The sequence below is a fragment of the Halomonas sp. KHS3 genome, assembly GCF_000830495.1.
Taxonomy (GTDB): domain Bacteria; phylum Pseudomonadota; class Gammaproteobacteria; order Pseudomonadales; family Halomonadaceae; genus Vreelandella; species Vreelandella titanicae.
The window spans coordinates 357887-371270 of record NZ_JWHY01000004.1 but is presented as its reverse complement, the minus strand read 5'-3'; the positions used below and the strand labels follow the sequence as shown (position 1 = coordinate 371270).

The 13384-nt window shown below is 53.4% G+C and carries 15 protein-coding genes; 10 read left to right on the top strand and 5 right to left on the bottom strand.

Annotation, left to right across the window (positions count from 1 at the left end; genetic code table 11):
• Positions 1 to 118: 118 nt before the first annotated feature.
• The 5 genes from RO22_RS12505 (at position 119) to RO22_RS12485 (ending at position 6598) form a co-directional block, all read left to right on the top strand.
• A complete protein-coding gene (locus tag RO22_RS12505; protein ID WP_041158445.1) occupies positions 119 to 2017 on the top strand; it encodes a type IV pili methyl-accepting chemotaxis transducer N-terminal domain-containing protein in 1899 nt (632 codons plus the stop codon).
• Positions 2017 to 2685, top strand: coding sequence for a two-component system response regulator NarL (gene narL / locus RO22_RS12500; RefSeq protein ID WP_009286636.1), 669 nt, complete (start codon positions 2017 to 2019; stop codon positions 2683 to 2685). Before RO22_RS12505 ends, narL begins: the two co-directional genes overlap by 1 nt.
• A gap of 238 nt (positions 2686 to 2923) precedes the next feature.
• Positions 2924 to 4516, top strand: coding sequence for an antiporter (locus RO22_RS12495; protein WP_035558452.1), 1593 nt, complete (start codon positions 2924 to 2926; stop codon positions 4514 to 4516).
• Positions 4517 to 4588: 72 nt separating this feature from the next.
• Positions 4589 to 5047: a universal stress protein gene (locus tag RO22_RS12490; protein ID WP_022523564.1), complete on the top strand. Its 459-nt coding sequence runs from the start codon at positions 4589 to 4591 to the stop codon at positions 5045 to 5047.
• Between the two features lie 57 nt (positions 5048 to 5104).
• The gene (locus tag RO22_RS12485; RefSeq protein ID WP_041158444.1) at positions 5105 to 6598 is read left to right on the top strand and encodes an MFS transporter; all 1494 of its coding nucleotides are present in this window, start codon (positions 5105 to 5107) and stop codon (positions 6596 to 6598) included.
• A gap of 92 nt (positions 6599 to 6690) precedes the next feature.
• Here RO22_RS12485 and RO22_RS12480 read toward each other — a convergent pair whose 3' ends face one another.
• Both RO22_RS12480 and RO22_RS12475 read right to left on the bottom strand, forming a co-directional pair.
• Positions 6691 to 7011: a carboxymuconolactone decarboxylase family protein gene (locus RO22_RS12480; protein ID WP_039858439.1), complete on the bottom strand. Its 321-nt coding sequence runs from the start codon at positions 7009 to 7011 to the stop codon at positions 6691 to 6693.
• A 159-nt stretch (positions 7012 to 7170) separates the two neighbouring features.
• Positions 7171 to 7587 carry a MarR family winged helix-turn-helix transcriptional regulator gene (locus RO22_RS12475; protein WP_039858438.1) on the bottom strand — a complete coding sequence of 139 codons (417 nt, stop codon included), beginning with the start codon at positions 7585 to 7587 and terminating at the stop codon, positions 7171 to 7173.
• Positions 7588 to 7714: 127 nt separating this feature from the next.
• Between RO22_RS12475 and RO22_RS12470 the strand changes: the two genes are divergently transcribed.
• Positions 7715 to 8281 carry a YIP1 family protein gene (locus RO22_RS12470; RefSeq protein ID WP_039858437.1) on the top strand — a complete coding sequence of 189 codons (567 nt, stop codon included), beginning with the start codon at positions 7715 to 7717 and terminating at the stop codon, positions 8279 to 8281.
• Between the two features lie 73 nt (positions 8282 to 8354).
• Here the strand turns inward: RO22_RS12470 and RO22_RS24150 are convergent, their stop codons facing one another.
• Positions 8355 to 8786: a DUF488 domain-containing protein gene (locus RO22_RS24150; protein ID WP_009286632.1), complete on the bottom strand. Its 432-nt coding sequence runs from the start codon at positions 8784 to 8786 to the stop codon at positions 8355 to 8357.
• Positions 8787 to 9211: 425 nt separating this feature from the next.
• Here RO22_RS24150 and RO22_RS12465 point away from each other — a divergent pair, with 425 nt between their 5' ends.
• Entirely contained in the window at positions 9212 to 9571 is a 360-nt protein-coding gene (locus RO22_RS12465; protein WP_081742520.1) for an Atu4866 domain-containing protein, read from the top strand.
• A 38-nt stretch (positions 9572 to 9609) separates the two neighbouring features.
• Positions 9610 to 9816 carry a winged helix-turn-helix transcriptional regulator gene (locus RO22_RS24145; protein WP_083868725.1) on the top strand — a complete coding sequence of 69 codons (207 nt, stop codon included), beginning with the start codon at positions 9610 to 9612 and terminating at the stop codon, positions 9814 to 9816.
• 54 nt (positions 9817 to 9870) lie between these two features.
• On the opposite strand, the gene RO22_RS12455 is transcribed toward RO22_RS24145, so the two are convergent.
• Positions 9871 to 10701, bottom strand: coding sequence for an AraC family transcriptional regulator (locus tag RO22_RS12455; protein ID WP_039858436.1), 831 nt, complete (start codon positions 10699 to 10701; stop codon positions 9871 to 9873).
• A gap of 123 nt (positions 10702 to 10824) precedes the next feature.
• On the opposite strand from RO22_RS12455, the gene RO22_RS12450 reads away from it, so the two are divergent.
• Both RO22_RS12450 and RO22_RS12445 read left to right on the top strand, forming a co-directional pair.
• Positions 10825 to 11253 carry an organic hydroperoxide resistance protein gene (locus RO22_RS12450; RefSeq protein WP_039858435.1) on the top strand — a complete coding sequence of 143 codons (429 nt, stop codon included), beginning with the start codon at positions 10825 to 10827 and terminating at the stop codon, positions 11251 to 11253.
• A gap of 43 nt (positions 11254 to 11296) precedes the next feature.
• Entirely contained in the window at positions 11297 to 12238 is a 942-nt protein-coding gene (locus RO22_RS12445) for an alpha/beta fold hydrolase (protein ID WP_009286629.1), read from the top strand.
• 210 nt (positions 12239 to 12448) lie between these two features.
• Here the strand turns inward: RO22_RS12445 and RO22_RS12440 are convergent, their stop codons facing one another.
• On the bottom strand, positions 12449 to 13384 hold the full coding sequence (locus RO22_RS12440; protein WP_084625329.1) for an AraC family transcriptional regulator: 936 nt from the start codon (positions 13382 to 13384) through the stop codon (positions 12449 to 12451).

Genomic DNA, 13384 nt, shown 5'->3' with positions numbered 1-13384 from the left:
ACTGGGCGTAGGTCAAAAAACATCGGAGGTAGGTCGGCTAACCCCAAAGGAATAGCCCTCGTATCGAAATGCAGACAGTGCCACACTCCCTTACCTCTTCCGCGCTATCGGAAATGCCATGAAATTACTTCAGCGCTCCCTGGTTGCTCGCATCATTGCGTCCTTACTTGCCATTAGCGGGATGGCACTCATCAGCATCACCCTGACCATGGCAATGTCTAACAGCAGCCGTGGCGATGCTGCCGCGATTAATGTCGCTGGCTCACTACGCATGAATGCCTATCAAATCATGGGGGCACTGCAACGCCTGGAGTATGCTCCAGAGGAGACTAGCGCAGAACAGCTCGAAGGACTGATTTCGAGCTTCGATCAACGTTTGTATGGCACAACGCTTCAACAAACGATCCCCATCGATGATCGTCACGAGCGCCGCCGTCAACTGGAAAAACTTCAGATCTACTGGCAGCACACGCTTCGTCCGGCACTAGAGGCACCGTCCCCAGCCACTGCGCTTGACCTCGATACGCTAGAAATGATGATCGTGGCGATGGTCAATGACATTGAAGTGCTGGTGACCTATTTGGAAGAGAGCACTGAGGCCAAGGTGCGGCTGCTGGGGATGATGCAAGTGCTCTTTCTGGTACTGATCGCTATAGTGGTCTCGATCGCCCTCTACGATGTTCGCTTCAATCTGGTAGTTCCTTTGCGTCAACTGATGGTTCTTGCCCGCGAGGCGGCACAGCGTAACTTCAAGCCACGCTCCGAACTCCGCGGCAGCGACGAGTTGGCTTTGTTGGGCCATACCTTTAACAAGATGTCTGCGGAGCTTGCAACAAGCTACGCCGCATTGGAAGACAAGGTGTCGCGCAAGAAGCAGGAGCTTGAACGCAGTAATCAGGCACTGCGGGTAATGCACGATGCCAGCCGCTCGCTGTATGGGGGCGGTAATGATCTCTGCTCTAGCGCAGCCCCTATGTTACGCGAACTGGAAAAGCTGCTGGATATCGGGCCAATACGGCTTTCTCTCAACGATCCTTTCGACCAACGGGAAATGCCGGTTTTAGAAACCCACTCGCGTACCCGACCAGAGTATTGCCGTGACCAGGAGTGTCACGCTTGCCTGATCGATCCTCGCCCCTTGGAGATGGTGTCCAATAACCAGTCACAGTGCTTACTGCTACCGATTAGCGTAGGCGATACGCTGCTAGGCACCCTGGAAGTGTGGTATCCCCAGGAGCGCCTCAACGATAGCACCCGTCGGCTGCTCACCATGTTAGCCGACCAGCTCGCCACGGCGGTGTATCTGCAGCGACGTATCGAGGAGCAGCAGCACGTTACGCTGATCAACGAGCGAACCATCATTGCGCGGGAACTTCACGATTCTCTAGCCCAATCGCTCTCTTATCTCAAAATGCAGGTCGCTCGACTCGAACGCATGCAGCAAAAAGAAGCCACCCGAGAGATGCAGTCTGCGGTATTCGACGAGCTGCGTACCGGCCTAAACAGCGCCTATCGTCAGCTACGTGAGCTGCTCACTACCTTCCGGCTCAAACTAGAGGGGCCGGGGCTGCAATTTGCCTTACGCCAGACCGTCGATGAGTTTAGCCAGCGCATGGAGGTAACGGTCGAGCTTGAGTACGATGTGCCGCCTTACCTACTTAACCCCAATGAAGAAATTCACGTGCTGCAGATCATTCGTGAGGCGCTGGCCAATACTCACAAGCACGCCCAAGCCCACTGGGCTGGAGTCACTGTGCGCTTCGCCGATGCTCGCCTGCTAGTGCGTATTGAGGATGACGGCATAGGCCTGGAAGACGATAGCTCGCCACCTATGCACTACGGTTTGGTGATCATACGCGACCGAACCACTACCCTGAACGGGGAGCTGAGTATCACCAATCGTCCCACAGGGGGGGCCAGCATTGAGATAGTCTTCACCCCGTTGACCGCTCGCTTAATTCAGCAGCAGCCTGTGACGGCTGCCTCCGACTCTCACTTAGGTACAGGGACTTCTTAATGACGCTGACCAACGCCAACGATACACCCGCCAGCCTGATGATTATTGATGACCACCCGCTACTCCGGCGTGGCGTCGCTCAGCTGCTTGAGCTAGAGGACGATCTTGAACTGGTTGGCGAGACGGGCGACCCTGAAGAAGGCATTGCACTGGCCCTCAAACTTGAGCCTGACCTGGTTTTACTTGATTTAAACATGCCGGGCGTCAATGGCTTAGAAGCCTTGCGCCGCCTACGGGAAGCCAACTATAGCGGCCGTGTGGTGATGTTCACTGTTTCCGACCATGAGGATGATGTTGTCGCCGCACTGCGCAACGGTGCTGACGGTTACCTGTTAAAGGATATGGAGCCTGAAGACATGGTTCGCCAACTGCGTCAGGCTGCTTTGGGGCGCATGGTCATCAGCGAAAGCCTGACCGCCCTACTCGCTGAAGCCCTGCGTAATCAGCGCAATGCCCCCACCACCCCGGATATTCATAGCCTAACGCAGCGTGAACGCGAAATTCTGCAACAGCTTGCTGGCGGACTCTCCAACAAGCTTATCGCACGCAAGCTGGATATTACCGAAGGCACGGTCAAGGTTCACGTCAAGCATCTGCTCAAAAAGCTCAACTTACGCTCACGTGTCGAAGCTGCCGTCTGGGCAGTCCAGGAAGGTATCGATCACTAATCGATTCTGTGTGGTTACCTCTAAAGACTCCCAGAATACTTTTGCTCTGACCCGCCTTTACCTCCTCTCGATTTTTTCTGTTAAAAATCAATGAATCCATGCTTTTCAGCGACTACCTCTCAAGAGGTATGTCGCTGTTTTTCATACTATTTCCACCTATTCCCCAATTTCTTCCTCCAGCGTATCTTGCTTTCTAACTGCTAGATGCAGATAGGTTTGATGCCAAGGGGAAAGCGCCATGAGCAAGAGAAATGCCGACATTGAGAAATGGAATGTCGAAGACGCCCAATTCTGGGAACAGGAAGGCAAGCACATTGCCAACCGCAATCTATGGATATCCATTCCCAGTCTGCTGATGGGATTCGCTGTCTGGATGATGTGGGGAATGATTACCACCCAGATGCAGAACCTGGGTTTTTCGTTCACGGTTAACCAGCTATTTTCACTGACGGCGCTTGCCGGTCTAGCAGGTGCCACACTGCGCATCCCAGCATCGTTCATGATCCGCATCGCTGGCGGGCGTAACACCATCTTCCTGACCACCGCGCTATTGATGATCCCCGCTGCCGGCACTGGTATCGCCTTGATGAACCCAGGCACGCCGTTCTGGGTATTCCAGGCTTTGGCGCTACTTTCCGGTATCGGTGGCGGTAACTTCGCTTGTTCAATGAGCAACATTTCCACTTTTTATCCCAGCAAACAGCAAGGTTACGCCCTGGGCATGAATGCAGGCCTCGGTAATTTCGGCGTCACTACCATGCAGATTGTCATCCCGCTGGTAATGACCGTCGGTATTTTCGGCGCTATAGCCGGTTCGCCGATGGAGTTGCAAAGCGCTAGCGGTACGTTGATCGGCCGGATCGAGGCAGGTACCGATACCTGGATCCAGAATGCTGGCTTTATCTGGCTTGTATTCCTGGTTCCATTAGCGTTCGCCGGTTGGTTCGGTATGAACAATCTTCGCACTATTACGCCCAACCCTGGTTCGCCGCTGGCGGCTTTTAGCAAAATATTAGGCCTCTACGGCGTCGGCATGGTAACTGCCATCGTCGGCATGCTAGCTCTCAGCTGGCTTAATATGTGGGTTGCCCTGCCGCTAACCATTGTTCTGACTCTGGTGTTGTTGCGCCTGATTCCTGGCGACATCAAACCTAATATCCAGAAGCAGTTCGCAATATTTTCCAATAAGCACACTTGGTCAATGACCATCCTCTACATTCTGACCTTCGGCTCTTTTATCGGCTTCTCTGCAGCCCTGCCGCTCTCTATCAACGTCATCTTCGGCAACATGATGGAAGCCACTGCCGATGGCACGCTGATTCGCGTGGCCAACCCAGAGGCGCCCAGCGCTTTAACCTGGGCCTGGATAGGCCCCTTCGTGGGCGCCCTGATCCGTCCGCTGGGCGGATGGATCTCCGACAAAGTGGGTGGCTCCATCGTCACCCAAATAATCTCTGCGGTCATGGTGGTCGCCTCTATCGCCACCGGCTACGTGATGATGCAGGCCTATAACGCCACCGATCCTAATCAATTCTTCTGGCTATTCCTGCTGCTATTCATCGTGTTATTCGCCGCCAGTGGTATCGGCAACGGCTCTACCTTCCGCAGCATCGGGGTTATTTTCGACCAGCAGCAGAAAGGCCCGGTACTTGGCTGGACCTCAGCCGTCGCTGCCTATGGCGCCTTCATCGCCCCGCGGGTAATGGGCGAGCAAATCCAGGCCGGCACACCGGAACTTGCCATGTACGGCTTTGCGGTCTTCTACGCCATCTGCCTAGTCATCAACTGGTGGTTCTACCTACGCAAAGGTGCCTACGTTAAGAACCCCTAAATAGGGCTTGCTTGTTTACGCCCGGAGCCAAGCTCCGGGTCTTCACCCCCTACCCCAATGCGGGAGGACACCATGAAAATCATGATCGCCTATGACGGTTCGCGAAACGCCAAGCTGGCTCTCGCTCAGGTCGTCAACATGTTCCGCTGTAACCAACCTCTGCTGGTACTGGTCGGCGTGGTGGAGAATCCACTCGACGCTACCGATAACAACGAGGCGCTTTTTCAGCAGGAGCACGATGAGGTTAAACGGCACCTTCAAGAGGGTGTGGCATTCGCCATCGGCGAGGGCTTCCAAGCCGAGCAACTTCTAGCCGAGGGGGATGCACGCAAGATGCTGCTTCAGGCCACTCGCAAACTCTCGCCAGACCTACTGGTCATTGCCCGCCATAGCCATCAGCCGGACGGCGGCATCATCGCCAAGTCGTTGACTTATTTTGTTGATGAACTCGACTACATGACTTTCGGCAGCGTCAGCTCGTTCCTGGCCCGGCGCGCCGAGTGTCCCTTGTTAATCCTACCCAGCCCTTGAGCAGCCTCTACACCTCCTTTGGTACAGCCCACCTTTGGGACACAGGACGATACGACCATGAAAGTTTCCGCTGTATTCAAGTTTCGCAGCCCCGAAATTCGGGCCTTGCACCTGACCTGGATTGCCTTCTTTATTACCTTTTACGTGTGGTTCAACATGGCGCCGCTCGCGTCGAGCATGCTCAAGAGCGTCGACTGGCTGACCACGGATGATCTCAAGCTGTTCGCCATCTGCAACGTCGCCTTGACCATTCCTGCCCGCATCATCGTTGGCATGGCACTGGATCGGTTCGGCCCGCGACGGGTGTTCTCGGTGCTTATGGTAACTATGTCACTACCGGCACTGGCGTTTGCTTTCGGTAACAGCATGACGCAGCTGTTGGTGGCGCGCTTAGTACTGAGTTCGATTGGTGCCAGCTTCGTGGTGGGTATCCACATGACGGCGCTGTGGTTCAAGCCCAAGGACATTGGCTTCGCTGAAGGTTTCTACGCTGGCTGGGGTAATTTCGGCTCTGCCGTCGCGGCCATGTCGCTGCCGACCATCGCCCTGAGCATGTATGGCGGCCCCGATGGCTGGCGCTGGGCTATCGCCCAGAGCGCTATTGTTATGGCCGCTTACGGTGTTTACTACTGGTTCGCGATTACCGATGGCCCGGATGCCCAGGCCCACCGCAAGCCACGCAAATCCGCTGCCATGGAAGTGAGCTCCTGGGGCGATATGATCAAGCTGATCATCTGGACCATCCCACTGGTCGGCGTACTCGCCATCCTGGTCTGGCGTATCCAGTATATGGGCTATTTATCAGTTACTGGTGCAACCATCGCTTATCTAGCCATTATCGCGATCGTTATCTATCAAATTGTCCAGATCCTAAGAGTCAATCTACCGATCCTGCGTAAGGGGGTACCCGAAGATGATAAATACTCGTTCAACAGTGTGGCAGCGCTTAACAGCACCTATTTTGCCAACTTCGGCGCTGAACTCGCAGTGGTATCGATGCTGCCCATGTTCTTTGAGGAGACCTGGGGCCTGAATGCCGCTACGGCCGGCCTGATCGCTGCGTCATTCGCGTTCGTCAATCTGGTGGCGCGCCCCATGGGCGGCATGGTTTCCGACCGCATGGGTAACCGGCGCTTTGTGATGCTGTGCTACATGTTTGGCATTAGCGTTGGGTTCTTGCTAATGGCCATGCTCAATTCGAGTTGGCCACTCATTCTGGCCATTGCGGTGACCATCGGCACTTCGATTTTCGTGCAAGGGGCTGAGGGGGCAACCTTCGGTATCATTCCCTCCATCAAGCGCCGCATCACTGGGCAAATCTCGGGCATGGCCGGCGCCTACGGTAATGTTGGCGCGGTGATTTACCTAACCATCTTTACGTTTGTCACACCGTCGCAGTTCTTCTACATCATCGCGACCGGCGCCTTCATTAGTTGGGTTATCTGCCTAGTGTGGCTCAAGGAGCCAGAAGGCGCTTTCGATGACGAATACTACGTCTCTTCAGTCGATAGAGACATCGAAGAACAGGCTCTTCAGAACGCCAAGCACTGAACGGTCGGAACATCTGTAGCATCACGGCACTGTTCGCGTCGATTGGATCCGGACAGTGCCTCTAGATTCAGAAGAGCGCCCCCAGAGCGCCCTTAATCAGGATCCGTGATGTCCTCAATCCAGGTTAAGGCCGCCACAGCAGTCGGAAATCCGGTGGTAGGAATCGCTAACATGGCTACTTGTTTCAGTTCCTCGGCACTCACGCCTTCCTCCAAGGCACGACGCACATGGGAGTGAACGGCCCCTTCGGAGCGTGCCCCTATGGCCAGCGAGAGTTTTATCAAGCGTCGGCTACGTTCATCAAGCGGCCCAGCTTCAGCACAGGCTTTGCCCAAAGCGGCATAAGCTTCCCATATCTCAGGATACTGGTTTGCGACATCTCCAGCTCCAGATGGCAAATCATGCTTTGTCATAGTGCAATACCTTAACGATAAATTGAAGTTCACAGTATAGAAGTACAGCAACTAAATGCCACACACCACACTTAAGAGCTAAACACAGCAATCGAACCAAGCATTATTAATGAGGACATTCGATGTATATTGGCTATATCCAACTTCTTAAGCTCTGCATTAAGTGGACTTATGCCAACCCGGAAATGGCGTCTCTTCCTGCAAATGACGCAACTCAGGTTGATGAGCTTCAGCGATTTGCGTTACCCGATTCACGCCCTCTTCCAATAAATGCACTTCTATTTGGCGGCGATCCTCACGCCCTTGCCGCCGCACAACCAATGATAGCTGCTCACAGCGGTCAACTAGCGCCACCACCCCATGATGTTTTGATTGAAGCCGTTCCGCTAGCTCCCCCACCGTCGCCCAGTCTCTTCCATGGAAACCACGAAGATGTAGCAATAGTTGATACTGCAAGGGCGTCAGCCCATAGCGGCGACAGATATCTTCACTATGGCGAAGAAAGCAACGCAACCGGTAACGAAATTGCGACAGCCGCTCAAAGTCGCTTTTATCAAGTGTCTGAGGGTTATTCATTTTTCCAATTCTCTTTACCACATACTCGGCTATTGCTGACTCGCCAATTTAGAGCGCTTTAAAAAAATACAATATCACACCATGATACAAATAACCATTGAGATTACACCTGCAGGGGGGATCTGAAATGAGAGCACTCACTTTTCTCAAATTACCATTCAACCATCGTGAAGGCTGGAAAGAGCTACAGGCTTCCTCCCCCTCCATTCCTTTACTAGCGTGGCTGGTGGTGTTACCCATGTCCCTCTTGCCGCCAGTAATGCTCTATTATGCGGGCACCCATTACGGCGATGCATTTATGGCGGGCTTTGCTGACCGAGAGTGGCGTTTTATCACGACAATTATTTTCCTAGCAGAGATATTGAGTTTTTTCGTTATTGGCTGGGTAATCTACGCTGTAGTCAATGGAACTGAAGAGCTATCTATCAGATATCAAGATGCCTATTTACTTGCCACACTTGCACCAATACCGTTATTCGTCGCTTCATTGGCACTATTGGTACCCAGCTTACTTTTCAACGTAGTGGTTATACTTAGCGGGCTGGGCATCTCTTGCAGCTTGATTTACCACGGCTTACAAGCACTCTGTACCCATCAAGAATTTGATGTTGCTACGATCTCAGCCACTTACACAATCATAGCTGCCAGTGCTCTGGGGTGGGGTATTTTGTTTGCTGTTATCTGGGCTTATTAAGCCATGAATATTAGGCGCACTGGCACCAACCCATTCATCGTCAAGCCCAATGATGACGCGTGAAGCAAACGGTCTAACGTTGAGAAGTGGGTAATGTGTGCGCCAGGCAGGGCGATGAGCAAAATTCACGATCACTGGCGTCTTCCTCTTCGAGCGCTGATAGCACCAGCTCTTTGATTACTGGAAGGTGGGAATCTTCAATTTCACGAGCGGCGGTTAGTAGGGTAACTCGCCCCGCTCGTGCGAATCTCATTAAAGGCAGTAGCTTATCAGGACATGCCTTCAGCTCACTCCTGTAGCGCTCAAGAAAGAGTGATTTACTGATTTTTTGCTGTCGATACTGACGACATAATTGAGATGCAGGCGCTATCTCCGGGTACCACTCATTCAGCGCCAGTAAACTGGGAGACAACCCGCTAGGACATAACCGATCAACCAACACCCGAGTGCCGTTGTGCTCCTCTATCGGCGCATATATACGCTTTAGCATGATTTCATACGACATCGTTTATATACCTCCGCCAGCGCGCGCATGGCTTCAGCGAGTAAAGCTATATAGGTATTAACATAGTAGCAAACTTAGACAGGTTAATAGCCATAGGGATTTGCACCATTCATAACCGGGCGTTGGTCATCACCACGGTGGAACGCCCTCGCTCACCCTTATTTTAATAATAGGATTAGGCAAGGATGCAATAGAATTGTCTCTATGAGCGATTGCTCCCGCTAGTTAAACTTCTCCAAGTATTTTTCATTGTGCGGATTAACACATGACAATTTCAACTAACTTCGTATCAAAAGTTGTTTTATTAACCGGACGACGTTGATACCAGCGACATAGTGGTACGACCTACAGCGAGCCTGTAACTCCGTATGAATATGTGTCCGAGCTATTCAAGCAAATGTGGCATTTAAAGCGAGTGACCTTACATGCAAGACACCAAGCTTCCTATCTACTGGCAACGTGCGATAGTCGTTGCTGGCATTATCACTATTTTCCCCGCCACCACTACGGCTCAAACAGCCCCGAACATAGGAGATAACGCTATGGCAGAACACCCGTATGTTGGCATGTGGGTAACTAAAGATGGCCAAATACGCCACGAACTTTTACCCAACAATCGTTACGATGAAGCCCGTGGTGAGCGTGAAAGCGCCTATCAGGGCCGCTATCAGGTGACAGGTAACTATATCGAATACTGGGACGACACCGGTTTTACCGCTGATGGCGAGTTTATTGATGGCGTGCTCTATCACGGTGGTATGGTGCTATACCGTAACAAAGAGTAGCGCTAAAAAACGAATCACCCGAGCCGGACTTCGCCGTAATTCGTCACTACTTCCCTGAAGTGCCACCACGTGTGGAGTATGAGCTGTCTGAGATGAGCGCCAGTATGCTGACCGCTCTAGAGGGCTTTACTTCATGGATACGCATTCACTGGCCACAAATTGAAGAGAACCGTCGTGCCTTTGATAAGGAGCAGCCTGCCTCTACCGAAAATCGGTCGACATACCGTGATCGGGACGGTTATTGATGCCAGCGAGTCTGCCTAGTATTTATACTTCGTCTGGAGCTGAGCGATCAAATCTCACAGAGTGGCAGTTTGCGCTTCTCGCCATTGTCTTGGTGACATTCCCGTATAGGCTTTAAAAGCGCGCGATAAGGCCACTTCGCTTCCATAACCCACTTCACCGGCAATAATCTTGATCGGCCGGCCGCGCTTCAACGCCTGCTGTGCCATCCTGATACGCCACCCTTGCAGATACTGACCCGGCGTATCACCCACAACGTCGCGAAAGGTGGAAGCAAACACACTGCGCGACATACCTGCCCGTTCCGCCAGTACCTCCAGCGTCCATGTTTTTGTTGGTTCTTCATGCATGGCAACAAGTGCATTGCGCAAGCGTGGGTGTGAGAGGCCCGCCAGCATCCCCCCCTTCACATCGTTATTTTCCATCAACTGACGCAATATCTGGATCATGACTACTTCAAACAGACGGTTAACCACCGCAACTCGGCCGCATCGCTGCGTAAACGCCTCGTCAAAAAGGAGATCGAGAACCTGCGCTACACCAGCAATGGAGTCCAAAGGCAAACACACAACGTTAGGTAAACTTGCCGCAATTGGATTCTGCTCGCCTCCCTCAAAACGTAAGCTAGCACAGGCCATGTCGGCACCCTGTTCAGGATCGGTCATGAAACGGTGTGTCATTGGCCGGGCATAGAGCAACAAACTGGGCTGCGTAATGCTCAGAGAGCCATCGTGGTGTACCACTTTAACCGTTCCACGCCGCACCAAGTGCATCTGCCCTGATACCCCATCGGCTTCCAATGTATTGGTACCGCATAAAGCCCCTGCGTGAAATACCTGAGCCGTTACCGAAAAGTGCTCCATCAGAGTCGCTAACCTATCGACCATTTGATACTCCAAATCAATTTATCGAGATTATAGATCACCAATCGTCCAATTATAGCAGGCAGAATGCCTATCACCGGACAACATTTGTTTTCGGATCAACCACTGCTTTGGAGAAAACTAGACATGACTATCGAAAAAATTCTTTACACAGCTACTGCCTCAGCCACAGGTGGACGCGAAGGCCAAGCCACCTCTTCCGATAACGCTTTGAACGTCAAGCTTTCCACGCCACGCGAACTGGGCGGTGCGGGTGGAGACGGCACCAACCCTGAGCAGCTGTTCGCCGCTGGCTATTCAGCCTGCTTTCTGGGCGCCCTGAAATTCGTGGCGGGCAAGCAAAAAATCAGCCTTCCTGAAAGCACGTCTGTCACCGGAAAAGTTGGTATTGGCCAGATACCTATCGGCTTTGGAATTCAAGCTGAATTAACGATTGCGGCGCCAGGTGTGCCCAACGACGTTTTACAAACGTTAGTCGATCAGGCCCACATCGTCTGCCCTTATTCCAACGCCACGCGCAATAACATCGACGTCACACTCACCATCACCGAATAAACACCACCACCACTACTCAACCGCGAGAACAGGAAACGACATCATGAAAAAACTAAACCGCACATTGACCACTACAGTGCTAGCACTAGGCCTTCAAATTGGCTCAAACGCCTACGCTGCAGATGCCCAAAAAGCCTTCAACGCTGAACAAACCGCCAGCACTATCACAACGGCTGACGGGGTAGAACTGTATTACAAAGACTGGGGACCTGAAGATGGCCCAGTGGTCACCTTCAGTCACGGTTGGCCGCTCAATTCGGACAGCTGGGAAGCGCAGATGATTTTCCTGGCATCAGAAGGATATCGCGTTGTCGCTCATGACCGCCGCGGTCACGGACGTTCCAGCCAACCCTGGGATGGCAATGATATGGATCACTATGCTGACGACCTGGCCACGGTCATCAACACCCTTGACCTGAACGATGTCACACTCGTCGGCTTCTCGACGGGTGGCGGAGAAGTGGCTCGCTACATTGGCCGGCACGGAACAGATCGCGTCGCTAAAGCCGTCCTGGTTTCAGCGGTTCCTCCACTAATGCTGCAAACACCTGACAATCCTAATGGACTACCTATCGATGTGTTCGATGGTATCCGTGAAGCTTCTCTAAACAATCGCTCCCAACTGTACTTGGATATTGCATCAGGGCCTTTCTTTGGCTTTAACCGCCCAGACGCGGAACCCAACCAAGGCCTGATCCAGTCATTTTGGGCACAAGGAATGCAAGGCGGCCATAAAAATACCTATGACTCCATCGCCGCATTCTCGGCCACTGATTTCCGTGAAGACTTGGCGGCATTCGATATTCCCACCCTGGTGATCCATGGTGATGACGACCAGATCGTACCTTTAGACATTTCTGGGCAAGCGTCTGCGGCATTGGTAGACGGCGCGGAGTTAATTGTATATGAGGGAGCCCCACACGGTTTGACCGATACACATAAAAACCGGCTCAACCAGGATCTGCTCAATTTCCTTCAAAACTGATCGCTCCCCCATTGGCCCACTGCCCTGCAGTGGGCCAGTTTGTACCATCTTTGACAGCAAAAGTTCAGCAACCTGCCATGCCAAGTTCAATGAGGACTCTAGATCCAGGAGCAGTGTTTCAGCCTGTTCGCGGTGAATTCGCACTTTGAGTCCCAACACAGCATTGCTCCATGAGTGGGAACAACCTGTACATCATAGCCACTGTCGTCTTCAAGACACTCCCTTTGTACCTCTCTTACGGCCTTGCTTGCCTGCAAACGCACCGGGAGAAAAGCCCTCGTGCCGAACAAATGCCATCCCGAAGGCACTGGCAGATCCGTAGCCGACCCGCAGGGCGATCTCCGTGTTGGTAAGTTTGCCCTGCCGTAGCAGCGTCTTAGCGATGGCCATGCGCCAATCCGTTACGTATTCCATCGGCGCGCGTCCAATTTCCTTCCGGAACTTCTCGAAAAATCCGGAGCGGGACATACCCGCGTCCTGCGCCAGCCCTGAGACGGAAATCTCGCCACCCGCGTCCGCGTGAATGCGCTGCAAGGCGGCGGCCAGTTGCGGATCGGACAGCCCGCGCAGTAGCCCCGGCGGCATATTCACGGTAGGGCCCGAGCGGAGCGCCTCAATAAGCAGCACCTCTAGAAGCCGCTGGAGGATCAGCTCACGCCCCGGCCGGTCGGCGCGGGTCTCATCGTGAATCACCGGCACCAGGGCCATCAGGCGATCGTGCCCAGAGACATGAATCATCTCGGGCAGCAGTGACACAAGCAAGTCGCTCGCGGGTGTATCGAAGCGGCAATGCCCAACTAGCGCGCGCATCTCCACGGGGGCGTCCGCCGGGCCGAGGCGAACCCGCCCGGGTTCGATTTCCAGCGGCCGGTCTGGCCCCCTGGGTTCCGGCGGCACCTCGCTGGTCATGCTGAAGTCATGCAGATCGGGGATCAGGACGAAGTCTCCGGCCGCCAGCGTAACCGGCTTGCGACCGCTCACCTCAACCCGGCATCCCCCCTCGACCATCGCACAATAAAAGGGGCTGGCCATGTCATGCCGCTCGACCTGCCACTGGCCACCCGCCTCGACCATCTTCGAGATAGACACCGACGGTTTGAGCAACGTGACGACACTGGACAGAGGGTCTTCGATACCATCGGGCAT

Excerpts from the sequence above, each read along its gene's own strand:
- RO22_RS12505 (WP_041158445.1), top strand. The coding sequence starts at position 119 with ATGAAATTACTTCAGCGCTCCCTGGTTGCTCGCATCATTGCGTCCTTA.
- RO22_RS12450 (WP_039858435.1), top strand. The coding sequence starts at position 10,825 with ATGACTATCGAAAAAATTCTTTACACAGCTACTGCCTCAGCCACAGGT.
- RO22_RS12440 (WP_084625329.1), bottom strand. The coding sequence starts at position 13,384 with ATGCCCGATGGTATCGAAGACCCTCTGTCCAGTGTCGTCACGTTGCTC.
- RO22_RS12470 (WP_039858437.1), top strand. The coding sequence starts at position 7,715 with ATGAGAGCACTCACTTTTCTCAAATTACCATTCAACCATCGTGAAGGC.
- RO22_RS12455 (WP_039858436.1), bottom strand. The coding sequence starts at position 10,701 with ATGGTCGATAGGTTAGCGACTCTGATGGAGCACTTTTCGGTAACGGCT.
- RO22_RS24150 (WP_009286632.1), bottom strand. The coding sequence starts at position 8,786 with ATGTCGTATGAAATCATGCTAAAGCGTATATATGCGCCGATAGAGGAG.
- RO22_RS12495 (WP_035558452.1), top strand. The coding sequence starts at position 2,924 with ATGAGCAAGAGAAATGCCGACATTGAGAAATGGAATGTCGAAGACGCC.
- RO22_RS12475 (WP_039858438.1), bottom strand. The coding sequence starts at position 7,587 with ATGAATAACCCTCAGACACTTGATAAAAGCGACTTTGAGCGGCTGTCG.
- RO22_RS12480 (WP_039858439.1), bottom strand. The coding sequence starts at position 7,011 with ATGACAAAGCATGATTTGCCATCTGGAGCTGGAGATGTCGCAAACCAG.
- RO22_RS12445 (WP_009286629.1), top strand. The coding sequence starts at position 11,297 with ATGAAAAAACTAAACCGCACATTGACCACTACAGTGCTAGCACTAGGC.
- RO22_RS12490 (WP_022523564.1), top strand. The coding sequence starts at position 4,589 with ATGAAAATCATGATCGCCTATGACGGTTCGCGAAACGCCAAGCTGGCT.
- RO22_RS12465 (WP_081742520.1), top strand. The coding sequence starts at position 9,212 with ATGCAAGACACCAAGCTTCCTATCTACTGGCAACGTGCGATAGTCGTT.
- RO22_RS12485 (WP_041158444.1), top strand. The coding sequence starts at position 5,105 with ATGAAAGTTTCCGCTGTATTCAAGTTTCGCAGCCCCGAAATTCGGGCC.
- narL (WP_009286636.1), top strand. The coding sequence starts at position 2,017 with ATGACGCTGACCAACGCCAACGATACACCCGCCAGCCTGATGATTATT.